This window comes from Paenibacillus sp. HWE-109, assembly GCF_022163125.1.
GTDB lineage: Bacteria > Bacillota > Bacilli > Paenibacillales > NBRC-103111 > Paenibacillus_E.
In genome coordinates this window covers 2,719,379-2,744,610 of record NZ_CP091881.1, presented here as the reverse complement: position 1 = coordinate 2,744,610, position 25,232 = coordinate 2,719,379, and the positions used below count along the sequence as shown (strand labels likewise).

Genomic DNA, 25,232 nt, shown 5'->3' with positions numbered 1-25,232 from the left:
CCATTTAATCAGAGGAAGTACTGGCATGTAAAGGCGGTTTTTCGCGCGGCTTACAAATAATTAAAACCCGCGCTAACGCGGGTTCAGTTCCTCTAAGTATTTGCTTTGGGAGCGATCTGGTAAATATGAATTTGCCCCATCAAACCATATGGACGAAGGACATATTCGGGTGAATACGCCTGTCCAGCAGGATGAAAAGACCACCAATCAACCCAAGTTGGATTTGGACTGGCCTCATGCAAGGGACCAAGAAGATTTCGCGGACTGCCAACAACCTCGATATCAAGGGAGTTGATTCCATTTGTAAGTAATCCAGTCAGTTCTACTCCCCTCGCAGGACGCCATGGGATTGGCTGCTCATGCTGTCCGTTTATTGTCATAGATAATGTGACTGCCTCATAAGGACCAAGTTCCAACACGATCCGATTGCCTTCCTCAAGATTCACATTAAACTCGAAGTGGTAGACCATACTTCCGCAATAGTGGGGATAACCTTGCAAGCACCAATCTCCAAATTGCAGACTCGTTGGTTCCTTAACCAGACTCCAATTGCTGTCAAGAGCGAAGTCGCCGATTAGAAATGCATCCTCGATCTCCATATCATGTGTATATTCACAACTGATCTCGAGCCTGTTCTCTCCTTGAAGCAGTAACGGAAGCTTAAGTTTTGACATACTGCGATCCAAATACCAGCCGTCTGGTTTATCTGAAATGAATTGTCCGTTGCATCGAAATTGAAAGCGATGCGCTTGCTCGAAGACAATAAACGTATCGGTTACCGGGATATCCTTCACATGGAAAACGAACCTAATCGTCATTGGCGTGCCATTATTCATATGAGAATCGTGGATCCAAAAATGTCTCTGAAGATTGCCATTAGCAAAAACTTGTCTCATCTGCAGTCTCTCGCGAACGAGTTGTTGAGCTTGCCAAACACTCATCATCTCAGACCATGGTTCATCTATGATCCGGTATTGGCAGGAGTCAAGGACAACGGCGTTAGGAGCTGTCTTGGTGAACCGGGTAACTGGGCCAAGGCTGGTCAATGGTTGTGAATTACCCCATTTCTGTTCTGCGGGCAACGTTGTCTCTCCTGAATGGGATAAGATATACAATTTGGAATCTGCTTGACCGAAATGCTCTTGGAAAATGATATCCCCATTGTGAGACTGGACAGGCTTCTCCCAACTTTCACCTGTAAGCGGGTTCCATTCTTCTAGCCGTCCACTTCCTTTGATTCGAACTTCTACCTCACATCCGGATTCTCGGTCATTATTGACAACAAATAAAACCGTGCAGTCCGACAGCTCTCGACGCATGCACATTAGTTGGACGGCCTCTTGTCCGTTGTGGTCTATTAAACGAAGCGTACGGCCTGCATAAGATGCAAGTTCTTTCAAAAGCTCATGTTGGGTCTGAAGCCGATGAAATCGTGGGTGACCCAGCAAGGATTGCAATTCGTGTGTTTGTTCTCCATCTATGCACATTGGAACTTCTCCGCAAGATAGTACGCTTCCTCCAGCATCCAGGTAAGTGATCAGCAGTTCGTACGTTGTTCTGAGCAAGTTATGGAGTCCGGGCAGTACGACAACTTGGTAACTTGCTTGTCCAACGAGCAGCGTATCTTGATGTACGCGACCTATCTCCTCCAGAATCAATTCGTCTCCCAGATCAAAATCATAGTGTTCGCTAAGGAGTTGTTGGATGAGTTCGTTGAATGCTCTGTTGTATTCCTTCAGCTCTTCCGTATTTCCGGCATGATTGAGCCATTCGGTTGAGCAAACATCCTGTCCGAGTTTCGTCCAAACCGAGGTCGCTGGATGAATCACCAATATATCCCTGACTACGGTGCCTTCACTAAGCACTCCTCCTAGCCGTGCGAAATAGTCTTCCATGACACGATTATGCTCCCACCAGTTCACATGATAATTGAAGGAAGGCGGATAATCGCGCTTGCGGCATCCACGAAGAGAATACAGGGCAAGATGATGGGTCAAAAAGTTAACGCCAAGCGCAAACTGCCAGTCCCCAATCCATTTGCGGCTTTCGAACGTCAGGCCCCATCCTGTGACACCATAGGTTTCCGTAATGACCTTTTTCTTTCCATATTGATTCGCTACGCTGGACACCTGCTTAATCGTCAGGCTCTCATCCGTTTGCTCGCACAACGTATCGATTCCGGGGATATCCATATACCGATAATGAGGCATGACAGCTCCGCAGTGTCGGACCGCGCCGACGATATCTCCTTCCTCACAGAAATGCCCGGCAAAGGAGATACCATTTACTCCACACCAGTTGCCGATCTGCTTCGTGTAGGCATCACAGAACATTTCGGTGACGATCTTCCAGTAGTCATGGCGAATCTTCGAGGAGAACGGGCCCAGGAAAAAAAAGTAAGGGAGTGTATCCCAAATCTCATAACCGTTCCTATCTGAGAAAGCTTGGGGTAAGAGATCCGACCAGGATATCCAAGTCAACTCCGGCTCATTAAGCTGCTCCTGAAATCCCCGAATCGATGGTTCATCCGTAAAAATCCCTGGAACCGTGCGCCCAAACTCCTCTCCCACCGCTTCCTTATAGCATTCATATGTCGTCTCGATAAATAATTGGGCCGACTGGGGATTCATGTTGTCTGGATAGGTATCACCGTGACACCACTCATTCGGCGATGCGATATGACGGCGCATAACCAAATAGACTTCTTCTCCCGCTTGCAAATGAATCGGATTTTTCCAATCGTGTATGCTTTTGCAGCTATGCAGCTCGTTGCCGAGAATACTCGCCTGATAGACCGCCTGGATCGTATCGTCTTCTTCATAATTGCGGCAAATCGATAATGATAATGCTTTAGCCCGCACAGCGTCGCCGCCTAACCGGGGGACCCTGCCTCCGCCCATTCCTGATGAATAGCGGTCTTCATCATATAACCACGCAGAAACGCCTTCCTTCTTCGCTGTGGCAACTGTTTCTTTAATACGTTCTATAAATTCATCACCTAAGTACGGCGTTTCCAGACCTTCCCTTACATGGATCATAAAGCCGCCCATTCCCTGTTTCTTGAATCCTTCAATTTGTGCGTCCAATTCATTCTGGTCCAGCAAACCATTCCATGACCAGAACGGTACGGAGCGATGTTCCATCGGAGGCGTCCTAAATTTTTCTTTTAGAAGCTCGTAATCGGTTGGTTTTTTCCTGTTCATTCCAAGTGACCTCCGTTGTTAAACTGAATCAGAGATCTATGTTGCTCAACTCTCCGCTGCACCTATTTTAGAGTTGTTTTGGAAAGACGTATATAAACAAAAACCTACAAATGTTTTATTTATTTAAGATATCGCAAAATAATACCAACTATCTTAAAATCAGCTCATCCCCAAGCATAGGTGAATTCCCTGATCCACGAGCACAACTTCTGATCTTTTTCTTAGTAGAATATACTAGACATTGAAAAAATAGGAACAAAGGAGATGGCTTTATGTGGAGAAAAGTTTCATTCCTCGTACTGTTCGGAGTCAGCATGCAGCTCGGTCTGTTAACCGCAACAGGAAGCGCCTATGAATATGCCGATACGCCAACAGAGCCAGCGGACGGTATCTTTATTCCGAAGCAGCTCACATTTATTGAAAACATGCCCTACTATGTCATCCCCAATACACTGCGCAATCAGCCAGAAGGTACCTTCGCGCCGCAAACGGTTGAAGTCCTTGAAGCCGAGGTCCAATGGGCGACAGGCGGCAATTGGTGGAAAATACATACGGATATCGGCGACCGCTGGATCAAAACCGCACCATGGCAAATTGAAGTCCCTGCTCCTCAAACCCTGCGCTTAATGTCGGAAACGCCGCTATACGCGCGGCCATCGGAAGCCGGAGATCCAACCGCGGCGCTGTCGCCGCAGGAAGTCACTGTCGTCGATGCGGAGAAGACCTGGTTTCGCCAAGCTGAAGGGAATTACAATCCGAAGCGGTGGATCAAAATCCACACAACGTGGCTAGGGGATCAGTGGGTTCATTTGCATTTGGATGAGATCGGGAATTTGCAGCCGCTGGATCAGCAAGTGTTCTATGCGAGTACTTATTACAATAGCAATCCGCGAATGGATTACATTACGTATCAATATGAGGGGTATCTGACGTCTCTTTTCGTTCATCAAACAGCGAAATTCCGTTCTGTACTTGGAAGCTCCTATCAATTTGAAACGAAACAAGGCTTGAAATGGGCGTTCGGACCAGGCATGCTGATTGTGCCCGAAAAGCAAATCCTCAAACGAAAGCATCAAAGTTCTTTATTCGCGTATCCCGATGCGAATGCGAAGATTACAGCAACGCTTCCTTCCGGTGATCTGAACGTAATAGAGACCACTACCAATTTGGATGCGCTATGGAGCCCTGAGAACTGGTATCATGTCAAAAACGATCAAGCTGAAGGCTGGTTCAGCCCGAGCTATGCCGAACCCGAAGACACCATGGACGATACGTCTTCCATCGAGCTTAAGGCGTACAGCACAGCGATCTACCGATTCCCGAATACGAGAATATCGCTGGATAATGGCCAAATCGGGGCTCAAACGATCTCCCCTCTCGCTGCTTGGACTGCACCTGACGGCACACGTTGGTTCAAAATTAACTCCTTTGTGGGCCAAGGTTGGATTCAAATGAATCCATATCAAGACCGTGTTGTACTGAAAGACCACGAGAATGACATCCAAATTCATTCGAAAACCTCCTATCAAGGGGTATTTTATCAGAACGAATCCGGTGTATTTACGTATGGTCCCGATACGATCGGAGGTATGCAGAAAGGAGAACCGGCTTTTCGTTCAGCATTTTTGGCCAGTCTATATCATTATGAGCTATCTGGGCCTGACTCCGAGGGCTGGTGGACCTTTAAGAAAGCAGACGGCTATGCGGTACAACTTAAAGCTGGCGAGTCTGCAGCCAAAACATTGTGGAACGGCAAGCTGGCAAATGTCGTGAAACTCACGGAAGCGCCGGCTACCGATCCGGATTCGAAACAAGGGGCACCTCTTCTAAGCTTAGCTCATCTGAGGATTTTATTCGGTGTGACAACTGCCTACAATGATAAGGTTTCCTATGGAGATAGAAATGTGACGCTCAGCACCACAGAGTATGAAATTTCCGACTATAACCTGCAGGAGAAGGCAGACGTCGCACTGAAGCTTCATCTCGCGGGGCTGCTTTATGAGGACTTGTACAAGGATGAAAAGGCGATTAAACCGCAATTGCAAATCATTGTCAACAACCGTGATTCTGCTGACAACCAGTCCCCTGTTCAACTGGCGCAAATAAATCACCTCTACAAATTGGGTTATCAATTCGGATTATCTGATATGGGACTTGACGTTAAGTTGAAACCAGGGATCAATCACCTCTCCATCCAATTCAAAGCTGGGGAACGCATTCTTATGCAGCGAGATTGGGAAGTGATCGCTCCGGGAAATTAAGCCGATGCATTTAAGAAAAGCGGCTATGGTGCCCTAAGAGATGAGTGTCTTCATAACGGTTATCAATAAACTAGCGGATCCTAGTTCCCTTTGAGCTTTGCAATAACAGAGAGCTTCGGAGAAACGGAACTATGATCCGCTATATGGCGGGATCTGGGGTAAACGTAGCATAAAAGGGAACTGAGATCCGCTATTTAAGCGGAAACTGCTGATTCTGAGCGAGAAATGGCGAAATAGCGGACCGTAGTTCCCTCTAGCCTGGAATATCGCGGTTTTCAGAATGATAGCGTACTGTAGTTCCCTCTGGATCCCTTTTATGACACATTTTCTAGTATCGCAGCTTGACGTTCCCTTATCTCCGCGCTATTGCTAATCTAAAGGATCTCATTCTGCCAAATAGCTTGTTTATACCTCCAAACCAGCAGCAAATGGAACAAATAGGAACATTCACATTCTAAAAAACTAAAAGGGAAAACACCTGAAATCCAACCAAAAACTTATACTTTCACAATTAACAAAAAGGCTGTTCGTTAATAAAACGAACCAGCCTTTTTTGGAGTTTCGGCCACAAGTAGTTACCGCTATCCGTACCTCATTCATCCAACTTCTTAACATCTAGTTTAGATTCAATGGAAGCAAGAAGCTGTTTAATCTGCATCAACTCGTTGCTAAACTGTTCTTGAGTATGCAAACTATTATCTTCTATACGATGTAAGTGCTTTTGAATATCATCAATTTCTTGTTCTGCTTTATAATTAATGGCAAAATCGATAACCGACTCATGTTTATCTCTGGCATTTTGCCGATTTTGGCTCATCATAATGATTGGTGCTTGGAAGGCTGCGAGAAAAGATAAGCACAAGTTCAGAAGAATAAATGGAGGTTCGTCAAAGTGATAAGGCTTATTAAAAGGAAGCATATTCCATACCGTCCAAGCCAGAAGAACTGCGCCAAAGTATCCGATGAAAGTCCAGCTTCCACCGAACTTGGCAATTCGATCTGCAAGACGTTCAGAAAACGTTGTATTTACTGAATACTCTTCATCAACTCGATTTAAAATACTTTTTTCGAAATCATCAACTAATCTGTCTATGCGTTGCGCATTTTTTTCACTAAGCTCAATGTCAAACCCCTGAATGATAGAGGCCTCATCAAAATTGTTAGTGCTTTTTATATTCTTATTGTTCATTTCTCTACTTCCATCCTTCCCTCATTCCATTTCTTTTTCCATAATAAAATCATCCATCACAAACCCATTCCCGATATCTGCAATTTGTTCCCTTACTGTCCGGAAACCTTTTTTCTCATAAATCGCAATACTCGATTCATTATCACGATTGACCGTCAGCCATATATGGCTTAGGTTGCGGTCTTTACACAGCTGCTCCAGGAATGCCATCGCTTGGCTGGCATAGCTGCGCCCCCGGTGCTCCTTCCCGATATAAAACTTGCTCAGAAAGAGCTTCCCCTCATCTTGTCTGGCCGACATATATCCGATTGCGGAGCCATCGTGTTGGATCAAGTAATATTCGTAGCCCTGATGGTAGATTTGATCCGTAATGGCTGGAACCGCTTGGAATTTACCAATCATGTAATCGATCTGCTCGATTGTAATGAGGGTTACATAATATTCACGCCATATTTCAGCCGCCAATCGAGCAACTTCTGTGATGTCTTCCTCTGTATTCACGTGTAGTAACTTAATATTCAAGTTATGTGCCCGCCTTTCTTTGATCTCTCGCTTCCTGAATTTACAAGTACGAGAATATGCCAACAGACTTATTTTACCACAAGCATTATACGTTCCGGTATTGCGACCGATATTCACTGGGGCTATGGCCATATTTTGAGCGAAAGGCACGGCAGAAGTAAGGGTAGCTGCGGAAACCGGAAGCTTCGGCAGCGTCCTCAAGTCGCATATCACTGTACAGGATGCGGTCACAGGCAATGGCCAAACGAACCTCAACGGCATAACGGATAGGCGGCAAGCCAAAGGCCAGCTTGAACAAATGGGAGGCAGTTGACGAACTGACGCCATTGCGAGCTGCCAGCTTATCCAGCGTGAGCGGTTCCGTCGCATGCTTTTCAATATATTGCTTGAGCTTATAGGCAATGAAATGCTCCTTGCGGCCGTCGGCGGACAATGTTTTGGCAATGGACCGTTCAAGCGTCAAGCATAGCAGCTTGGCGCAGCAAATAATGATTTCTGCGTTATTCTCATGCAAATTCCGCTTTTCATAGATGAGCCTTCGCCACAGGCTAAGCAACTCCTCATTGACCTCAATGGGAACGACATCGGGTAATGTCTGACTGGAGAGCCAATGATCCACCAAGAGGTGGCAAATCGGGTATCCATGAACTACTCTTATTTCAGCAAGCTGTTTAAAGAACGGATGGGGTTGACCTTTACCGCTTATTTGACCAAGATACGCATAGAGGAAGCACAAAAACTCTTGAAGGACCCCGCTTTGCGCATCCATGAAATTTCGGAAAAGGTCGGTTACAGCAACGCTTATCATTTCTCGCGGGCTTTTAAAAACCACTGCGGCATTTCTCCCAAGGAGTTTCGCAATACAATGCAATGAAAAGCAAGCCCCGGTATCGATAGCTACCGGGGCTTGCTTCGTTATTATTCCTTTATGATTCACGCATATAAATCTTCAATGCCTGAGCCAAACGCCTGCCTAACCGCCGAAGTGAATCCGCCGTATACTGCATATAAACGAGACCGAAATAGGGGATTTCCATCGAAACAGCCATAGGTACGTTTTCCTGAATCATAAATGATGAGCAAGTGGGAGACAGCTGGTTCCAATCATCGCCCATCTCGATATCATAGGAAGGATCGTACGGAATCTCCCGATTGCTGTCTAATCCCTGCGTCAGATCATGCAGCAGTTGCCCGAGTCGCTCGATCCGGCGGTCTGCCTCGGTACCTGTCTTAACGAAAAAGACGTGATCATTGCGTTCGCCCCATTTGTGCGGGCAATGGAAATCAATGCCGACTTCGGGCTGCAAGGCACTCACATATCGCATAATCGCTGGTGTAGCTGCATAAATTGGTTGATCGATGTAATCCCGATTATGGTCGTGTGGCGCCCTTCCTTTACCTTGATTACCATTTTCGACCCCGTCTATGTCAACGAAAGGTACGAAGTGTATGCAAAATTGATCGAGAAACCCAGATACGGAATGCTCCTCTATGAATAACTCCAACAAACCCTCCAATACGTAGTTCACCGTAGATTCGCAGGCATGGTGACGACTGGAGAAGAACATATGTTGCGGCGCATCCGCATTGCCGATTCGTAAGAGAGGCACTTCTCTCTTTTGTTCAGATAGGCAAAGGGTATCACGACGCACAATCGAATAATCCTTGAATTTATCATAAAATCTTTCCAAATGCAGCAATTGATAGGGCAGCGAAAATGCGAAATAAACTTCGGGGTGTTCTGAAACGAATCGGTATACAAATGATTTGGAGTTAATTAAACTTTGTTCTCCAAGCCATGTCCAGTTCATGCCATCTAAGCTATAAGCCGGTCCCCATGGTCCAATCACTTCGCCATTCATGAATTCGAAGACGATTTCCCGTTCTTCTTCACAGCGAATACAGAAGTTCCAATAAAACCACCAATAGGAGGAATCCCGGATATCCTGCTCCAACCTCACAATTTCATCCAACGAGACTACCTTTATATTGCCGCCTGCATAGTCCGAACGAATGTGAATCACGCGCAGCCCTCCTTTGGACTAATTGTAGCCGGTATTTGGCATATCCAACCTATAGAAATAATCTCCATCTACCTCATGCTCACCCGTTGCCCTTCTCACAGCCCCAGTTCACCGAATTAGAGCTGTTGTTATTATGCTAGGAATAACAACGAATTTCATAGATCGCAGCCGATGGGTCACCGTTGGTTGCCTCGATGACAACGCGCAGCTTAGCAGTTTGAACTGGCTGCTCAAGTGTATATCGGCAGTGACGCTGGTAATTCTCCTTCACCTCAAGGAACTGCTGCCAGTCACCTCCAACGAAGGCTTCGATCCGATAATCCTTCGGACATTGCGGGTCACGATATAACGGTGCATACCCTCGGTATTCCCATAGCAGGCTGCCAGGGAACGTAATCTCAATTTGTTGAATGGATTGAAGCTCTTCCCAACGCAGCTCAAGCCATTGCGGGAGCGACTCGCGCGGATCTGAGCGCCACAGGTTCGTAAATCGATAGGGTCTGGTGACACCATTAATGACATGCTCTGGACGGTAGGCATTCTGCGGAGGCTCCACACGGAAGCTGCGGGTCGGCCCATTCCAATCCCGGCGCATCTTCCCCTCACCCATTTCATACGCACACGTTTGCCCTGGCACGATGCCATCCGAACAATGCCAAACGATGTGGGGATTCGCAAGCAAATCCAAGCGAACGTAGCTGCCGGACTTCAAGCCAGTGGTCTCGTCCAGATGGACATTCCAATCGATCCATTGATACTTGCCAGGCATGATGCGCAGCTCCGCTGCAGCAATTGCAGGATTCGCTTCCGAGCGGTAATCCCAGATATGATCGACAGGAATGATTCTGGCTTCCACAATTTGCGGGGTGTCGCTCCAATTGCTCAAACAAACCGAAACTTGGTTCAGAACTCCTTCCGAAATCGCCATCCATTGCCCTTTCCGTTGGCGAAGAAAATCATCCTGGGGCCCCCGTTCACCTGACTCTTGCAGGTCTGCCCTCACTTCAGCGCCATGGCACGCCGCTTGGCTGCTTGCCGTCACCTGCGCGCTGCGCGCAAGATCCAACTCATCTTCGTTCGTTGTATTCAGCAGGAAGCAGCCATCACGAAGAAGCGTTTGCTTCACTTCCTGAATCGCCTGACTTGGTACATCGGCAAGTACCAATCCTTTCCGCAAAGCAATCGCTGCGGCTGTTCCAACCGCTTGCCCAACAAGCGCGGTCGTCGCCATAACACGCACCGTTCCTAATGCTGCATGTGTCACAGAAATGTTCCTGCCGGCCATCATCAAGTTATCCACATCCTTGGCAATCGTTGACCTGAGTGGTATGCCATAAGGGCCACAGTAGCTTTTGACCATATAGGCAGACGTCTCATCATATCCTTCTGAACTGGCATGCTCGCTCGTTGGCGCAAGTAATCCACCCGGCGTGTGCAAATCAAGGAACCAGCCTCCATAAGCAATTTCGTCTTCAAAGACAGTGTTGTTTAATGGATCATGCTCAGTCATTAAATACTGCCCCATAATTCTGCGGCTTTCTCGTTTGCCCGGCACCTGACCGATCCAATCTATCGCATGATTGACAGCCAGTTCTTTGGTAAGCGGATCTTTGTTCTTGATCCACTCCCAGATGCCTAAGACATAGCGCGTCAGCTCATGGCGAATATCTTCACTTTCATAAATCGTATGCCAAGGCACACCAATCTCGATCCACCAGTAACCCCCACGCAGATCATTCGGGTTACGTCCCTGTTTATAGAAAAAGTCCGGATTATCAAGCTTCGCCGCCCAATCAGGAGCGGTAAACGGAACCGGGTAACCAAGATCCTTCGTTTTAAAATGAATCGAACTTCCCATAACATCTCCACTGGCCTCAAGTGGCGCATGCGGTTCGCCAAACTCCTCGCGTCCTTCGGAACCCATCCGCCATTCACAGCCGGCCCGGTCGGCAACGATAGCGTCCCCCGTGCAATCGACGAATACGTCCGCTTCCAACTCAAGTTCAGTTTCAGCATTTGCCACGTATCCCACGACCGACGCGATCTTTCGCTCATTGCTCATCCGGACATCCAGAATGGACGTATTCAAATAGAAGGTCAAATTCTCTGTTCGCTGCGCCAGATCATAAAGCGTCATATCCCAAACGCTGTTCGTCCAGCCGTTCTCGAATACCGTCTCGTGATTGCGTGCGCGTTCCTCAATCAACAACTCCGATATGATGCCGGTTTCCTTGGCATATACGTGAAACGCTGCGGCACCATGCGGTGTCACTCTGACCTCGGACGAGCTATTCCCTCCGAAGACGGGGCGATCCTGGACCAGACATGTTTTCGCCCCTTGTCTAGCTGAAGCAACAGCCGCACAGAAACCTGCCAGCCCGCCTCCACAAACGACAACGTCGTACTTCTCCTTCTTCTGCCGATTTTTTCTTGCTGCATGATCCCCTGCTGTACGAGTATCTTTGAAATCAGTCGTCATTTGCTCAAATCTCCCTTAATCAAGCCTCATCTACCTATCCAGAGATGAGAGCGTTTTCTTTTCCTCCTCTACACTTTATCGTGCTTACAACTATAATAAAATATCTCCATTTTTGATTTGATGCCTTCATTTTGGTTAGGGCAGAACTCTGCGTTTTTTCTGACTGAAGTCATCTGACTATGTTAGCTATACGAACCTTTCATAACTGATTGGCGCTTGAGGTATAGGGATTCGGGAGTTCGCTCCACTATGTGGAAGGGAACTACAGGGCGCTATTCCATTCAAAAGTATCATTATAGCGAGCTTGAGGGAACTACGGGACGCTATTTAGCTTTTTAGCAGGAAATTCAGCACTTTTCGCGTATATAAGACCCTGTAGTTCCGCTACGGACCTCGTTTCCCTGCTATTTGCCCAAATAGCGTCTTGTAGTTCCTTCCACCAGCCAATTCGCCAATTCTTCCGTTTGAGACAGTACGGCGATGGGATCGTAATACCAAGAGTGCTCTTCTTTCCAGACATAGACATGGTTGTTCTTGAAAGCCGGCAGTGAATTCCACAGCGGATCCTTTTGAAAGTCTTCAAGTGTTTTGCTGTTGGAGGTTATGACCAGATAATCCCCGGCATATTCCACCATCATCTCCGGGCTGAGCTCCGCCCATTGCTTTTCCATAATCGTGCTGGCGACCTTCGCAGGAGGCTTGCGTCCAAGCGATTGATACACTGGTTGGCCACCTCGTCCGAAGTTATTTCCGTAAGTATATATCGTCTTTTCGGTTACCTCCAGGATCGAGAAAGTTGCCTCCGGCGGCACAGCTTTGTCCACGCGGGCTTTGGCTAAAGCTATACGCCTGTCATAATCGATTAGCCAAGCAGCTGCTTCTTTTTGCTTGCCAAGCAGCTGCCCGAAGTAGGTCAACTCCTCATGGGCATTTTTCAGTTCTCCGTAAGGCACAATAACGGTTGGAGCAATCTTGCTCAGTTGCACGTAGTTGTCGCTATTGGAGGACAAAATGAGGTCCGGGTTAAGCTGAGCGATTTTTTCAAGATTCATTTTCCCGTAGTCTCCCGTATCCGCCACTTTTTGGAGTGCTTCTTTGAAATAAATATTTTTCAGAATCAAGCTTGGAGCACCAACCGGGATAACACCTAGCGGAATCAGGCTCCCGAGATATTCCTCGGCGACGATCCGCTGCGGCTGCAGAGGAATTCTGATATCGCCGTTCATTGTCTTTACCGTCTTTACTTCCGTCCTCTGCTCTGCGACGGGGGAAACGGTTGCCGCTGTCGGCGCAGCTCTGGAAATGCTTGCGCCTTCTGCACCTTGAGTAACGTTCCTATTCGATGTGCCATTCCCGATGCTGCTGCATGCCGTCAGCGCAACCATCAGTATAGCTGGCGCCAGCCAGCCAATCACACGACCAATTGCAGTTCTCTCCGTTTTCCTTCTGATTATTGTGCTGTGTACGACCTCTATCGGGACCATCGATTGCCCAAATACGTTTGTCATGTTCTCTCCCCGCTTCTAATTGATATTAATTCTCAATTAACAGTACACAACTGGACAATCTTTGGCTATGCCTTGGCATGATAAGAAGGCATGGATTTTTGTGAGGTCTGCAAAGCCGAAGCGATGCTGCCGTTAAGCATAATTCGTTCCAGCTCCTGCAACTGCGCACGGCACGATATCGGATCGTACCCGTAAAACAGCTCTGACTGGCCCAACATGAACACACGTCCAGCGAGGACAGCCTCCAGGCACTTCCATTCCTCTGAGGCAAGCACCATCTTCAATCGATCTGCGGCCTGCGGTTGATTTGGGCAGCCCGTAATAAATATGAATCCGCCTTGTGCTTCGCCAGATCACGGATATCCACCTCGACATATCCTTTGTGTTCAATGTTCTGTTCCTTGAACTGCCCAGGCAGCCGATATCCGAGTTCGCCATACATTAACTGCGCACCACGACCATGACTCGCCGCGATTCCATATGCCAAATGGTCGCCAATCTCCCACACAATTGCGCTGCCAGGTGCGCCATACCTCCGCTTCAGACCATCCCGCAAGCGCTCGGCCTCCTCGCCGATCTGCTCCACCAGTTCATCGGCTTGCCGCTGGCGGCCAACAATATTCGCAATCAGCTTGAACTGGCCACGCCAGCTCATTCGCGTAGGAGACAACTGCACCAAGGGCGCAAACGCAAGCAACTCTTCATATCGGTGCGGCAGCTCATAGTCCAGTATCACATCCGGTCTTGGCACCGCTCGGCCCGTCCTGTTCCAACCGTCCAACAGTCGCTCCGGAGAATAGTGCGCTTTTGCGCCCTGACTTGCAGCAAACCAACTCGCGTACATTCCCCATTCAGGTTGGATGCCAAGCGCCCATAAGGAAGCGCTATGATTGATATTAAGAGCTGCCGGTCGCAGTGTAGACTTGATATAAACGAAAAAGTAGTGCCGGTATGACGCCGGAAGCATCGCGAATAATGCTCCGGACTAATCCCGGCCCGCCTTGCCATATCCTCGCGAGTCAGTTCTTCGCTGTAATGATTATGCAGGTGAGTTATACTCTCCTCCATCCAACCATCCAGCTGTCTTTCCCTCCTCTGCTCTTCCTCGCTTAACCGGCTCATCAGCTCCAGAAACTGCGTTTGCAGTGACCAAGGATTTCCCTGCTCGCCGACCCAATTGCGCGCCAAATTTTTGGCCGCTGATAGTAACTCAGATCCCGCCTGCTTCAGATACTGACATTTTGGAGTCACTTGCTTCCCTCCGACCAGCCGCAAGTCCAGTTCAAGGAGCATACCTTCCGCTGGCACTTCGATATTCCGTCCTTGTTGGATCTCATCCGCATGCTGCAATCTCAATCTTAGCTTCGATCCGCACAGCAGTAAATCTCCTGCCTCAAGTACTAACTTGTCTTTATCATCAACCTCGCAAATTACGGTACCCTGCCAAACAGCAAGCAGCAAGCTTCCAGAAACCATCCATTCCTCTCCCTGCCGCAGCCACTCCACCGAACTCATCCTCACTGGATGGCCCAATTGAGTCCCTTCCGGCAAACCTATATAAACGGGGTTCTCCAATCTCTTCCCACCTTTTAGCTATACAATAAAAAATTACAAAAAACAATTTTCTTGCAGAATAGTCAAAACCAAGCGCTTACTCCGCTAATTTCAAGAGATTTTCGGCAGCCAAGCGGATAGCCAGGACGCTTCCCGAGTTGAGTGAATTATCAAACAAAACGACATGATTGTTCTTTACGGCTTTCAATGATTTCCACACGGCCAAACCTTCCTTTTCCAGAATGGCTTGCTTGGCCACGTCAAGCGTGTGCTGAATGATAAGATAATCAGGATTCATCTCCGACAAAGCCTCCAGAGTAAGGATGGCGCTATCTTCCGGATATCGATCAGGCTTCATTAGCCCAAAGCCGGTCGTTTCGTTATAGTACGTGGTGTTTTTGGTCCCCTGAGCGGTAAAATTGGATTTGCCGTCAACCCTTAACAAAGCAAAGCTTTTATTCTTTAAGTCTCCCAACTGATCTTTGGTTTTCTTGATAATTCCTTGAGTTTCCTTGATCAACTGATCCGCCTTATCCTCTTTGCCAATGATGCGAGCGCAAATCATTGTCGCATTTTCCCATTTATCGCTGTAGTCGATTTGGATGACAGGAGCGATTTTGCTTAACTTATCATAATTTGTCTCATCGATATGGCCTTTAAAAGTAACAATGACATCCGGCATTGCCTCAATAATTGCTTCCATATTCAAGTCTTTTCCAGCGCCCAGGTCCGCTATCTCTGCTTTTCCGACATAGGGCTGCAGTGTAGCGAACTCCTTCATCGATTTCGCTGCGCTTCCCGAGGCAATCGGAGGGGTGTCGAGCGCGAAGAAATAATCCAGATACAACGGATGGAGCACGGCTACGCGCTCCGGACGTTCCTTGAGCACCACTTTACGGCTAGTTGCGTCCGTAATCGTTCTTGGCCACCCTTCCCCCACTTCAAGTGTACTTGCTCCCTTAGCCTGTTCACCTGCACGTTCTTTTGCAGCATTCGTGGAAGACGTATTCCCTGCAGTCGTTTGGGAACTTGAACAAGCGGCTAATATGCCTGTCAGCAGGACAAGCGCAGCAATCAGACTAATCCATCTTTTCATAGTGCTCCTCCTGCATGCTCTCCCGTTTTGGCGTACAAATGCTGCATCAGATCCCTATTTTTTTGCGCGAAAACGTCATTATGCGAAGATATCATCCCGTTTGGATTGGCGCCCGGCGAAATATATTGCTTGGCTTTATTAACTGCATTCGCAGCATCTTGGAACGCTCCGGCAATCAAATGCAACTTTCCTTCATGATGCAAAACATCCCCCGCCGCATACAGTCCAGGCACCGATGTCTCGCTCATCGAAGAGCCTGCAATCCAGTGATCTTTCAACTCGATTGCCACCTCACTGTTGGCCAGCAAATCTCTGTCGCGTTCATAGCCGTGATTGATAATTACATCGTCCACCGCCACTTCGAACGTCATCGCATCCTCGCTATTTTTCAGAATCACGGTTTCAATGGTTTGATGATCAGCAGCTGCAATCAACTTCTCGATGGACGTGTTCAACAAACAGATGACAGAGCTATTCTCAAGACGTGAGATTTCTGCTTCATGCCCTTTAAGTGTATCTTTCCGATACGTTAAATACACTTTTTTAGCAATCGGCTCCAGTTCATTTGCCCAATCGACCGCTGAATTCCCACCACCAGAAATAAGCACCGTCTTCCCTTTAAAGTGAGAAAGCGCCTTTACGGTATAATGCAAGTTCGTAATCTCGAAACGCTCCGCGCCTTCAATATCCAGTTTAATCGGTTTAAGAATACCGCCACCAATAGCCAATATGACGGTTTTGGAATAATGCTCTTGCCCAGAGACACTATGCAGAACCCAGTGATCTTCTACTCTGGTTATGGACGTAACCTTCTCCCCAAGTACAACTTCCGGCTGGAACGTCAGCCCTTGAGCAACCATTTGTTCGATCAGCTGTAAGCCAGGAACAGGCCTAAGTCCACCCACATCCCAGATCATTTTCTCCGGATATACGTGCACTTTACCCCCTAGATGAGGCTGGAACTCAATGATTTTCGTTTTCATTTCTCGCAAACCGCTATAGAATGCAGCATACAATCCCGCAGGGCCGCCGCCAACAATCGTGACATCAAACAATTCCTTATCAGGCATCATTAATTCTCCTTGTATGTTGAGAGCATCTCTTAATTCGAGGTTGCTCTTATTTATTTTTGGTACTTTGTTAGATGCTAAATACCTAAATGCTCCCTCAGAGATGAGCCCGTATATTCGCTTCGGAACATACCTAGTTCAACCAGTTGAGGCATCAGCTTTTCAAAAAACAATGCCATGGAGTGTTCTGATCCTCCCGGAAGAGCTATAAAACCATCGATAGCGCCTGCTTCGAACCGTTGTATAATATCGTTCAACACGTCATCTACCGTTCCGACCGAAACCCAGTGCGCAGATCCTACGACCTCCGGTCTTGCCAACACCTCAGCAACTGTTGGTTGATAGTTGACAATATATCTCCTAAGCAGTTCGGCATGCGTTCGACTGCGGACTGGCTGATTCGTGTCAGGAAGCATATCGCTGGTCACGTGATCATTCAACTCAAATCCGCTTAAATCAAGACCCAAAACAGTCTTGAGTGCCGCATGTCTGCGTTCAATACTGAAGTGTGCGTTAGCAAGCTCAAATAATGCTTGAGCTTCCTCGCGCGTTTCGGCCAAGAAAAAATAGAGTCCTGGCAAAACTTTAATCGTGCTCGGATGACGTCCATGCTTCTCCGCTCTTCTCCTCAGATCGCTCCGCAGTTCGATCCCTGACTCCAGATCCGGCATCGCCGCAAAGATAGCATCTGCTACTGAAGAGGCGAAATCTCGTCCAATATCCGATGCGCCTGCTTGAAATAAAGGAATGGCTCCTGATTGATGGGCAGGCAGCGTAAGTGGTCCTTTAACACGGAAATACTCACCTGAATGATCGATCGGGGAAACTTGATCAGGATCTGAAAATTTGCCTGACTCACGATCAATGAGAATTGCTTCATGCGGGAAACTCCCCCACAGCTTCTGCATGACATGAGTAAATTCCTTTGCTCTCTTATATCTCACTTGTGGCGAAGGCATCTGTGAATCTCCGAAATTCTCCGCTCCTTCAATCGACGTAACAATATTCCAACCAGCACGTCCGTTGCTAAGCCAGTGCAGAGACTGAAGTTGTCTGGCTACGACATACGGTGGATTAAAGGTCGTGGAAACTGTCGTTACCAGTCCAATTCGTTCCGTTGCACAAGCAATAGCCGCAAACATGACCGTAGGGTCTGGACTTCCAAAATTAGCAGAGTCGCCCAACATCTGCGGGCTAATATAAAGATAATCTGCTCGGAAAAGAAAATCGAGCTTGGCCTTCTCTGCCAATTGGGCCAAATGGATATAATAATCGATTGACGCAAGCTTCTCGACACCGCTATCCTGTTCCCGCCAGCCGTGCCCTTTCATCCAAGTTGCTGATAAAGAAAACCCGATGCATAAATGCCTTTCTGTATTCACTGGTTGCTAACATCCTTTCAGCTATGAATAATAACGATAATCATTCTCACTGAATAGTGTAGCAAGGGCTCCTCCTTATGGGAATACATAGATAACGAATACGACATGCACAATTATCAAATCTAGCTAGCTCACTCAATCTTCTTTGCCCAAGTATGCGGAGGGAGAAACACCAAATTTCTTTTTAAATGCTCTACTGAAATAGAGCGGATTCGCATACCCGACACTAACCGCAATGTCACTAATAGGAAAATTCCCAATTCTAAGCAGCTCACTAGCTCTCTCCATTCGATACTGAATAACAAAGTCGATAGGACGGAAACCCGTATATTTATAAAAGTAGTAGGAGAAGCGTTTGCTATTCATGGCATGTATGTCAGCTAGCTCTTCAAGTGTCACCTGATTCATGTAATTTCTCTTAATATAAGAAATAGCCTCCTCGATCACTTCTTTATTCGCAGAGCTGCTATTCACTCGATTCTTGTATCCAACCAGCACTTGATGCATGACACTCAGAAATATTTCCTTTACACGAAGCTTTCCGATTCCCCCAGAAGTATGTGCATTCTGATGAAGCATTGTCAACAATTCAATGACTCTTGGGATGGTTTCAACCTCCAGCTTGAAGTGAGAATTACACTCATGATTGCTATTTTCAACAGACCTCTTGTCCAAGCTATAAAAGATGGAGTAATACTCCAACTCAGTCTCACTTGTCACCTTGGCTTCCATGTGCATGCCAGGAGCCGCATGAAATACATCTCCCCGCCGCAGATCGTAAATCGTATCATTTACGCTGATTCTGACGGAACCACGGATGATAAAGAGAAATCCATACTTAAGAGTTCTAAAAGCATTATGTACACTTTTTGGCTGAATGACCAAACGATAAATATTGTCTATATGATAGGAATCATTAGCGAATCTCTCCGCTAGTCTCTCCACATCAAGCATCATGTGCTCTCCCCTCCATCCGTTCCACTATGAGCCATTAAACCAAAACCAGAACGATTCCCATACCATACCGTCATTGATTTTTCTTGTCAATATTAAAAAGCCTTCCAGAGCTAACGGCTCATGGAAAGCTTTTTACCAAACTCACAATTCATTTGCAGCCTTTAAAGCTCCTCCAGCGGCTTGACGTTGCCGAAGACTGGCACTGTCGTACCCTTCACTGGCGCGGCCCAGTGGACCGAATTCGCAATCACCTTCAGTATTTCCTGATTATGGTACGTAGGCGAGGTTTCGTGGCCAGGTCGAAAGACGAAAATCTTCCCTTTGCCTCTCGTATAAGTCATACCGCTGCGGAAAATTTCTCCACCCTGGAACCAGCTCACCATAATGAGCTCATCCGGCGCCGGGACATCAAAAAACTCGCCGTACATCTCCTCTTCCGCCAGCTCGATATACTCTCCAAGCCCTTCGGTGATAGGGTGGTTCGGTTGGAGAATCCAGATGCGTTCCTTCTCGTTGGCTTCCCGCCATTTGATATTGCACGAGGTGCCCATCAACTTTTTAAATATTTTCGATTGGGAAGCTGAATGCAGTACGATAAGTCCCATCCCACTTAGGATACGATCGTGTATTTTTTCAACAATGTCATCCCGTACTTCATCGCCTGCGATATGTCCCCACCAGACAAGCACATCGGTGCGGTTCAACACTTCATCGGTCAGCCCGTGCTCCGGCTCATCCAACGTTGCTGTAGTAACGTTTAATCGCTGTTTGCTCAGATAATCGCCAATGACGCGATGAATGCCTTGCGGATATATTTTCATCGCTGGCTCATAATTCAATTCGTGTCTAAATTCATTCCATACGGTAACGTTAATCGTTGATTCCATGTTTAGATCTCCTTTGGGGGCTCTATTTTTATTTTCATGCCGCTTTTCGCCGAGTCTGCCGCACTGCATGCCATTGACCAGCTAATCAGGTTGTCTCCAATATGCGTAGCAGGCAATCTGCGTTCTCGGATCGCATCGACCATATCTCCGATTGAATATTCCAGATAATCCGAATCATTGAATTCAAAGACAGGAATCGGAATATTCTCCCGCGTACCATCCGGCCAAACGATCTGAGGTACATCGTCCTTCAGCTCAATAGCTCCTTGACTGCCCGTAAGAATAATATCGCCGTTCCATGAAGTGCTCTTCCCCTTATTCACCCAACTTCCAAAGTAAGTCATAAATACGCCGTCTTCAAAGTTAAACACAGCTGCGGTCACTGAGTCCCCATTGATTGGACTCCAAGTAGGGTTCATGCTTTCCGCATAGACCGAAATCGGATTTTTCCCGAGAATATATCGAACGGAGTCAAAATGATGAATGCTCATTTCTTTCAGCATGATGTCATTGAAAGCCCGGCGCCAGCCGGTAAGTTCGATATTCTTGTGATCCAAGGAAAACCGCCATTCCACATTTTCGATTGTGCCTACTTTACCTGAATCCACGCATGCTTTGAGCGCTTGAATAACGGGTCTGCGGCGGTAATTTTGATTGACCATGACGTATTTGCCGCAGGTTTGGGCGAACTTATATATTTTAACGGCATCCTCATAACTGCTGGAGACCGGTTTCTCCATAATCACATGCATGCCGGCTTCCACCGCATCAATCGTTAAAGCTCTATGCGTATGTGGCGGTGTAATTAGCAGTACGAGATCTGCCTTCACTTCGCGCAGCGCTTTTGTGTGGTCTTGATACAACGGAATATTTCTCCCTGCAAACCTTTGGGCCGCCACCGCTAAATTGTTCTCTTCCATATCCACGACGGCCACCAATTCCACTTCTTCCACATTCAATACAGCACCTAGCCAAAACTTGCCAAAGCCGCCAAGTCCGATTTGAATCACCTTTATTTTCTCCATGCGTCTCACTCCATTCCGTCAGCTCTAATACTTCATGCAAATCGTCGAGATGTCGCTATAGAAATCGATGCTGTACATGCCGCCCTGCCGTCCAATCCCACTCTCTTTGACACCGCCGTAAGGCGTTCTTGGATCACGGAGAAACCACGTGTTAACCCAGGTTAATCCGACGTCGATCTGCTCGGCTACCCGAAATGCGCGGCTAACATCATTAGTCCATATGGAAGCACTTAATCCATAATGCGAATCATTGGCCTGCTGGATGACCTCCTCCTCGGTATCGAATACCTGAATCGTCACTACGGGACCGAAAATTTCTTCCCGAACGACGCGGGAATCTTGGGATACACCGGTAATGATCGTCGGTTCGACGAAATAGCCTTTCTCGCAACCCTTGACTCTGTTGCCTCCTGTTTCAATCGTACCTCCTTCTTCGCGGGCAAAATCGATATAACGGAGCACACGCTCGTAATGCTCCTTGCTTATCAAGGCGCCTATGTTCGTTTGGGCTTGCATCGGATCGCCGACAACCTGCTCGCGGGTCTTGGCTACAAAACGCTGCAAGAAAGTTTCATAAATAGCTCGCTGCACATAGATCCGCGAACCACTGAGGCACACTTCTCCTTGATTAATAAAACTGGAACGAATCGTCGTATCCACAACCTTATCGAGATCGCATTCCGCAAAAATAAGGTTCGGATTTTTCCCGCCCAGCTCGAAGGACAATCTTTTCAAATTGCCTGCCGCCGCTCTCATAATCTGTTTGCCTGTATGATTTTCGCCTGTAAAAGCGATTGCGCTCACATCCGGATGTTCCGCCAACGCTTCGCCTGCGGCATCCTTGCCAAAGCCGTGAACGATGTTAACTACGCCGTCAGGAAGACCGGCATCCTTGCATATCTGCGCAAGCACGGTTGCCGTCATTGGCGTCCATTCCGCCGGCTTGATGACGACGGTATTTCCCATCGCCAAGCAAGGAGCCAGCTTGGCGCTAAGCAGCAGAAGCGGCAAGTTCCAAGGGCAGATCAAGCCTACGACACCAATAGGCTTGCGGATCACATAGTTGAGCGCTCCAGCTTCCATCGGGTAAGCTTCCGTTCCCAGCGTCGAGATAAGATTGGAGAAATAGTGAAAGCTGCCAGCTGCGCGCGGAATATCTACAGCTGTTGACAACGATAACGGCTTCCCGGTATCGAGCGACTCCAGCATGGCCAATTCATCCTTGCGCTGCAGGATCAGCTCACCGATACGGCGCAGAATGGCTGCCCTTTCACTCCATTTACTATTCTTCCACCCGCCATAGTAGGCTTTTCTTGCGGCTGCCACCGCCCAATCAATTTCCGTTTTGCCTCCCTCCGCTACGCTGCCGATCATCTGTTCCGTAGCCGGATTCGTATTCACAAACGTTTTTTGATTGTGTGATGGAACGTACTTGCCGTCGATAACATGCAAACAATCCATGACTGCTGTTGGTTCTGTTTCCATATGGAGTCCTCCAATCCAATCGATATTCTTCTGTGAATCGTCATTGCCGCAGCGTTCCCATTGCTCCTCTTGCCAAAACAACAGCTGGCATATAAAATCCGCATCCATGGACATCGCTCGACCCCTTCCAATGAACGAAAATTAATGAACGCCTGAAAGTAGGAGTACCTGCTGCATTCGCTTGGCAGCCTCCTCGGGGTTAATCAGAAGACCTGCTTGATCAGCCAGGGTGAAAATCCGTGCAAGATGAATAACCGAGCGTGAACTTTCCGCTCCGGCAATCATCCGAAAATGCGTTTGATGACCGTTCAGATACGCCATGAAGACAATTCCCGTTTTATACGATGAGGTCGGTTTTTGAAAAATATGCCGAGCCAAGGGTACCGTCTTCTCCAGAAGATGACTATACCTGTTTAAATCACCTTCATCCAGCGCCTGAATTGCGGCTGCAGCTGCAGGAGCAATCGCATCGAAAATGCCGAGCAAAGCATGACTGTAGCCCTGCTCATCCCCTGCAATCAATGTTGGGTAATTGAAATCATCGCCTGTATACATGCGAACGTTCTGAGGTAAAAGACGACGCATCGCGATTTCCTTGTCCGCATCAAGCAAGGAGATTTTGATGCCGTCGATTTTATCGGCATGTGTCCGAATAATGCGCAAGCAAACCTCCATCGCCTGATCCAAGCTGTCCTGTCCCCAATAGCCCTTTAGCGCCGGATCGAACATATCTCCCAGCCAGTGGAGAATGACGGGCTGAGAGACTTGATGCAGAATTCGGCCGTATATCCGCTCATAATCGTCCGGTCCTTTCGCAGCACGGGCCAAGGCTCTGCTCGCCATCAAGATGATCTGTCCCCCATGCCTTTCCACAAAAGCGCACTGCTCTTCATACGCCTGCTCAATGTTGGCAAGCGTAATTTGCGAGTTGGGAATCAACTGATCCGTACCTGCACCGCAGGCGATATGTCCACCCACTGCACGCGCCTCGGCGACCGATCGTTGAATCAGCTCTTTTGATGTTTCCCATCCTAGACCCATACCGCGCTGGGCAGTATCCATCGCTTCTGCTACGGAAAGCCCAAGCGACCACAAGTAGCGACGATATGCCATTGTCGCATCCCAATCCACTTGAGCATTGGCGAGCGGATCTGTATTAGCTAACGGATCACAAGCGACATGAGCCGCCGAGAAGGCGATGCGGCTTTTTAGTGGCTTTCCTGTAATTCCAGCTTTTCCCGCATAAGATCCTTCGCTTTGCGTGGTATAGGCATATAACGAGCCGTCTTCATGCGGCAGCTTTAACGTAACCATTCCGCTTCCCTCCTAGAGCTTCAGTTCCGGTACATCCAACCAACTTCGCTTTTGCCATGATAGCAGGGCAAGCTCGGACAATTGCGTTCCCTTGGCACCTTCAAGAAGATCCCATGGGAACGGCTGATCTTCATGAACATTCTTCAGAAACATTTCCCACTGTATTTTGAATGCGTTATCAAAATGTTGGTTATCCGGAACCTCACTCCACAGTTCTCTGAAATTGAACGGATTCGGAATGTCCGGATTCCAAACAGGCTTACACGTATTCACCCGGTGCTGCACCTTGCAATCACGCAAGCCCGCAACTGCGCTGCCTTCCGTACCGTCCACTTGAATCGTCAGCAAATCTTCACGGTTCACGCGAACCGCCCAAGAGGAATTAGCCTGCACCACTATGCCGCCCTCCAGCTCAAACGTTGCATAAGCCGCATCGTCCGCTGTGCTGGTATAGCTTTTCCCGTTCTCATCCCATCGCTGTGGAATATGGGTTGCTCCCAGACAAGAGACGCTGCGAATCTTCCCGAACAAATGATCGATCACATAACGCCAGTGTGCGAACATGTCCACGATAATTCCACCGCCATCCTCCTTCCGGTAATTCCATGATGGACGCTGTCCTGGCTGCCAATCCCCCTCAAATACCCAGTAGCCAAACTCCATCCGTACAGATAAAATGTGACCGAAAAATCCAGCATCGATCAGTCTTTTCAGCTTCAACAGCCCTGGTAGAAAGAGCTTATCCTGCACAACGCCGTTTTTCACACCGGCATCCTTGGCCAGCCGTGCCAGTTCCATGGATTCCTCCAAGGTGGCGGCTGTAGGCTTTTCACAATAAATATGCTTGCCTGCTGCAATTGCCTTGCGAATGCTATCTACACGGAAGCTCGTCATTTGCGAATCAAAATAAATCCGGTCACGCTCATCTGCCAAGCATTCGTCAAGGTTCGTGCTCCAACGCGAAATGCCATGCGTCTGCGCCAGCGCTTTCAGCTTTTGCTCTTGCCGTCCAACCAAAATCGGATCGGGCATTAGCACATCCCCACTGGCAAGCTTCACCCCGCCCTGATTGCGGATTGCAAGGATAGAACGGATCAGATGCTGATTGGTTCCCATCCGGCCAGTTACCCCGTTCATGATGATTCCGATTGTATATTCTGCCATTTGTAGTTCCCCTTTCATTGCCTGCAAGCAAAGGAATATTCTTATCATAAGTCAGCTAAAGCAAATACGTCTTATGCATATAGGAACTGCATTCTTTATAATGGAAATTGAT

Annotated in this window: 21 protein-coding genes; 2 read left to right on the top strand and 19 right to left on the bottom strand. The window is 47.8% G+C overall.

The window, feature by feature from the left end; all coding sequences use genetic code 11:
- Positions 1 to 92: 92 nt before the first annotated feature.
- Positions 93 to 3,203 carry a glycosyl hydrolase gene (locus tag LOZ80_RS11225; RefSeq protein WP_238171510.1) on the bottom strand — a complete coding sequence of 1,037 codons (3,111 nt, stop codon included), beginning with the start codon at positions 3,201 to 3,203 and terminating at the stop codon, positions 93 to 95.
- A 272-nt stretch (positions 3,204 to 3,475) separates the two neighbouring features.
- Here LOZ80_RS11225 and LOZ80_RS11220 point away from each other — a divergent pair, with 272 nt between their 5' ends.
- The gene (locus LOZ80_RS11220; protein WP_238171509.1) at positions 3,476 to 5,464 is read left to right on the top strand and encodes an SH3 domain-containing protein; all 1,989 of its coding nucleotides are present in this window, start codon (positions 3,476 to 3,478) and stop codon (positions 5,462 to 5,464) included.
- 592 nt (positions 5,465 to 6,056) lie between these two features.
- Here LOZ80_RS11220 and LOZ80_RS11215 read toward each other — a convergent pair.
- The 3 genes from LOZ80_RS11215 to LOZ80_RS11205 all read right to left on the bottom strand — a co-directional run bounded on the left by LOZ80_RS11215 (position 6,057) and on the right by LOZ80_RS11205 (position 7,794).
- The gene (locus tag LOZ80_RS11215; protein WP_238171508.1) at positions 6,057 to 6,653 is read right to left on the bottom strand and encodes a DUF1003 domain-containing protein; all 597 of its coding nucleotides are present in this window, start codon (positions 6,651 to 6,653) and stop codon (positions 6,057 to 6,059) included.
- A 21-nt stretch (positions 6,654 to 6,674) separates the two neighbouring features.
- Positions 6,675 to 7,175 carry a GNAT family N-acetyltransferase gene (locus LOZ80_RS11210; RefSeq protein ID WP_238171507.1) on the bottom strand — a complete coding sequence of 167 codons (501 nt, stop codon included), beginning with the start codon at positions 7,173 to 7,175 and terminating at the stop codon, positions 6,675 to 6,677.
- Positions 7,176 to 7,260: 85 nt separating this feature from the next.
- Positions 7,261 to 7,794 (bottom strand): helix-turn-helix domain-containing protein, encoded by a 534-nt coding sequence (locus LOZ80_RS11205; RefSeq protein ID WP_443147062.1) that lies wholly within the window; start codon positions 7,792 to 7,794, stop codon positions 7,261 to 7,263.
- Between LOZ80_RS11205 and LOZ80_RS39465 the strand changes: the two genes are divergently transcribed.
- Entirely contained in the window at positions 7,786 to 8,049 is a 264-nt protein-coding gene (locus LOZ80_RS39465; protein WP_443147020.1) for a helix-turn-helix transcriptional regulator, read from the top strand. The two genes, LOZ80_RS11205 and LOZ80_RS39465, sit on opposite strands and share 9 nt — an antisense overlap.
- A 52-nt stretch (positions 8,050 to 8,101) precedes the next feature.
- Here LOZ80_RS39465 and LOZ80_RS11200 read toward each other — a convergent pair whose 3' ends face one another.
- The 15 genes from LOZ80_RS11200 to LOZ80_RS11130 all read right to left on the bottom strand — a co-directional run bounded on the left by LOZ80_RS11200 (position 8,102) and on the right by LOZ80_RS11130 (position 25,120).
- Positions 8,102 to 9,199, bottom strand: a complete 1,098-nt coding sequence (locus LOZ80_RS11200; protein ID WP_238171505.1) for a M14 family zinc carboxypeptidase — start codon at positions 9,197 to 9,199, stop codon at positions 8,102 to 8,104.
- Positions 9,200 to 9,335: 136 nt separating this feature from the next.
- Positions 9,336 to 11,678 carry an FAD-dependent oxidoreductase gene (locus LOZ80_RS11195; RefSeq protein ID WP_238171504.1) on the bottom strand — a complete coding sequence of 781 codons (2,343 nt, stop codon included), beginning with the start codon at positions 11,676 to 11,678 and terminating at the stop codon, positions 9,336 to 9,338.
- Between the two features lie 404 nt (positions 11,679 to 12,082).
- Entirely contained in the window at positions 12,083 to 13,186 is a 1,104-nt protein-coding gene (locus tag LOZ80_RS11190) for an ABC transporter substrate-binding protein (RefSeq protein WP_238171503.1), read from the bottom strand.
- A 65-nt stretch (positions 13,187 to 13,251) separates the two neighbouring features.
- A complete protein-coding gene (locus tag LOZ80_RS11185) occupies positions 13,252 to 13,470 on the bottom strand; it encodes a hypothetical protein (RefSeq protein ID WP_238171502.1) in 219 nt (72 codons plus the stop codon).
- Complete coding sequence (locus LOZ80_RS11180) at positions 13,467 to 13,937, bottom strand: ABC transporter substrate-binding protein (RefSeq protein WP_238171501.1); 471 nt, start codon at positions 13,935 to 13,937, stop codon at positions 13,467 to 13,469. Before LOZ80_RS11180 ends, LOZ80_RS11185 begins: the two co-directional genes overlap by 4 nt.
- Positions 13,919 to 14,761: a helix-turn-helix transcriptional regulator gene (locus LOZ80_RS11175; protein ID WP_238171500.1), complete on the bottom strand. Its 843-nt coding sequence runs from the start codon at positions 14,759 to 14,761 to the stop codon at positions 13,919 to 13,921. Before LOZ80_RS11175 ends, LOZ80_RS11180 begins: the two co-directional genes overlap by 19 nt.
- A gap of 76 nt (positions 14,762 to 14,837) precedes the next feature.
- The gene (locus LOZ80_RS11170; protein ID WP_238171499.1) at positions 14,838 to 15,836 is read right to left on the bottom strand and encodes an ABC transporter substrate-binding protein; all 999 of its coding nucleotides are present in this window, start codon (positions 15,834 to 15,836) and stop codon (positions 14,838 to 14,840) included.
- The gene (locus LOZ80_RS11165) at positions 15,833 to 16,906 is read right to left on the bottom strand and encodes an NAD(P)/FAD-dependent oxidoreductase (RefSeq protein WP_238172956.1); all 1,074 of its coding nucleotides are present in this window, start codon (positions 16,904 to 16,906) and stop codon (positions 15,833 to 15,835) included. Before LOZ80_RS11165 ends, LOZ80_RS11170 begins: the two co-directional genes overlap by 4 nt.
- 77 nt (positions 16,907 to 16,983) lie before the next feature.
- Positions 16,984 to 18,237: an NtaA/DmoA family FMN-dependent monooxygenase gene (locus LOZ80_RS11160; RefSeq protein WP_443147061.1), complete on the bottom strand. Its 1,254-nt coding sequence runs from the start codon at positions 18,235 to 18,237 to the stop codon at positions 16,984 to 16,986.
- Between the two features lie 186 nt (positions 18,238 to 18,423).
- Entirely contained in the window at positions 18,424 to 19,245 is an 822-nt protein-coding gene (locus LOZ80_RS11155; RefSeq protein ID WP_337951015.1) for a helix-turn-helix domain-containing protein, read from the bottom strand.
- Between the two features lie 161 nt (positions 19,246 to 19,406).
- On the bottom strand, positions 19,407 to 20,132 hold the full coding sequence (locus LOZ80_RS11150; RefSeq protein ID WP_238171497.1) for a ThuA domain-containing protein: 726 nt from the start codon (positions 20,130 to 20,132) through the stop codon (positions 19,407 to 19,409).
- Positions 20,133 to 20,134: 2 nt separating this feature from the next.
- Complete coding sequence (locus LOZ80_RS11145; protein ID WP_238171496.1) at positions 20,135 to 21,157, bottom strand: Gfo/Idh/MocA family protein; 1,023 nt, start codon at positions 21,155 to 21,157, stop codon at positions 20,135 to 20,137.
- A gap of 24 nt (positions 21,158 to 21,181) precedes the next feature.
- Positions 21,182 to 22,642 (bottom strand): aldehyde dehydrogenase, encoded by a 1,461-nt coding sequence (locus LOZ80_RS11140; protein ID WP_238172954.1) that lies wholly within the window; start codon positions 22,640 to 22,642, stop codon positions 21,182 to 21,184.
- A 141-nt stretch (positions 22,643 to 22,783) separates the two neighbouring features.
- Positions 22,784 to 23,956 (bottom strand): dihydrodipicolinate synthase family protein, encoded by a 1,173-nt coding sequence (locus LOZ80_RS11135; RefSeq protein WP_238171495.1) that lies wholly within the window; start codon positions 23,954 to 23,956, stop codon positions 22,784 to 22,786.
- A 12-nt stretch (positions 23,957 to 23,968) separates the two neighbouring features.
- A complete protein-coding gene (locus tag LOZ80_RS11130) occupies positions 23,969 to 25,120 on the bottom strand; it encodes a Gfo/Idh/MocA family protein (RefSeq protein ID WP_238171494.1) in 1,152 nt (383 codons plus the stop codon).
- Between the last annotated feature and the right edge of the window lie 112 nt (positions 25,121 to 25,232).

What these genes read in the sequence shown, in the direction of transcription:
- LOZ80_RS11225 (WP_238171510.1), bottom strand. Translation starts at nt 3,203, where the DNA reads ATGAACAGGAAAAAACCAACCGATTACGAGCTTCTAAAAGAAAAATTT.
- LOZ80_RS11220 (WP_238171509.1), top strand. Translation starts at nt 3,476, where the DNA reads ATGTGGAGAAAAGTTTCATTCCTCGTACTGTTCGGAGTCAGCATGCAG.
- LOZ80_RS11215 (WP_238171508.1), bottom strand. Translation starts at nt 6,653, where the DNA reads ATGAACAATAAGAATATAAAAAGCACTAACAATTTTGATGAGGCCTCT.
- LOZ80_RS39465 (WP_443147020.1), top strand. Translation starts at nt 7,786, where the DNA reads ATGATCCACCAAGAGGTGGCAAATCGGGTATCCATGAACTACTCTTAT.
- LOZ80_RS11195 (WP_238171504.1), bottom strand. Translation starts at nt 11,678, where the DNA reads ATGACGACTGATTTCAAAGATACTCGTACAGCAGGGGATCATGCAGCA.
- LOZ80_RS11190 (WP_238171503.1), bottom strand. Translation starts at nt 13,186, where the DNA reads ATGACAAACGTATTTGGGCAATCGATGGTCCCGATAGAGGTCGTACAC.
- LOZ80_RS11170 (WP_238171499.1), bottom strand. Translation starts at nt 15,836, where the DNA reads ATGAAAAGATGGATTAGTCTGATTGCTGCGCTTGTCCTGCTGACAGGC.
- LOZ80_RS11165 (WP_238172956.1), bottom strand. Translation starts at nt 16,906, where the DNA reads ATGCCTGATAAGGAATTGTTTGATGTCACGATTGTTGGCGGCGGCCCT.
- LOZ80_RS11160 (WP_443147061.1), bottom strand. Translation starts at nt 18,237, where the DNA reads ATGAAAGGGCACGGCTGGCGGGAACAGGATAGCGGTGTCGAGAAGCTT.
- LOZ80_RS11155 (WP_337951015.1), bottom strand. Translation starts at nt 19,245, where the DNA reads ATGATGCTTGATGTGGAGAGACTAGCGGAGAGATTCGCTAATGATTCC.
- LOZ80_RS11150 (WP_238171497.1), bottom strand. Translation starts at nt 20,132, where the DNA reads ATGGAATCAACGATTAACGTTACCGTATGGAATGAATTTAGACACGAA.
- LOZ80_RS11145 (WP_238171496.1), bottom strand. Translation starts at nt 21,157, where the DNA reads ATGGAGAAAATAAAGGTGATTCAAATCGGACTTGGCGGCTTTGGCAAG.
- LOZ80_RS11140 (WP_238172954.1), bottom strand. Translation starts at nt 22,642, where the DNA reads ATGGAAACAGAACCAACAGCAGTCATGGATTGTTTGCATGTTATCGAC.
- LOZ80_RS11135 (WP_238171495.1), bottom strand. Translation starts at nt 23,956, where the DNA reads ATGGTTACGTTAAAGCTGCCGCATGAAGACGGCTCGTTATATGCCTAT.
- LOZ80_RS11130 (WP_238171494.1), bottom strand. Translation starts at nt 25,120, where the DNA reads ATGGCAGAATATACAATCGGAATCATCATGAACGGGGTAACTGGCCGG.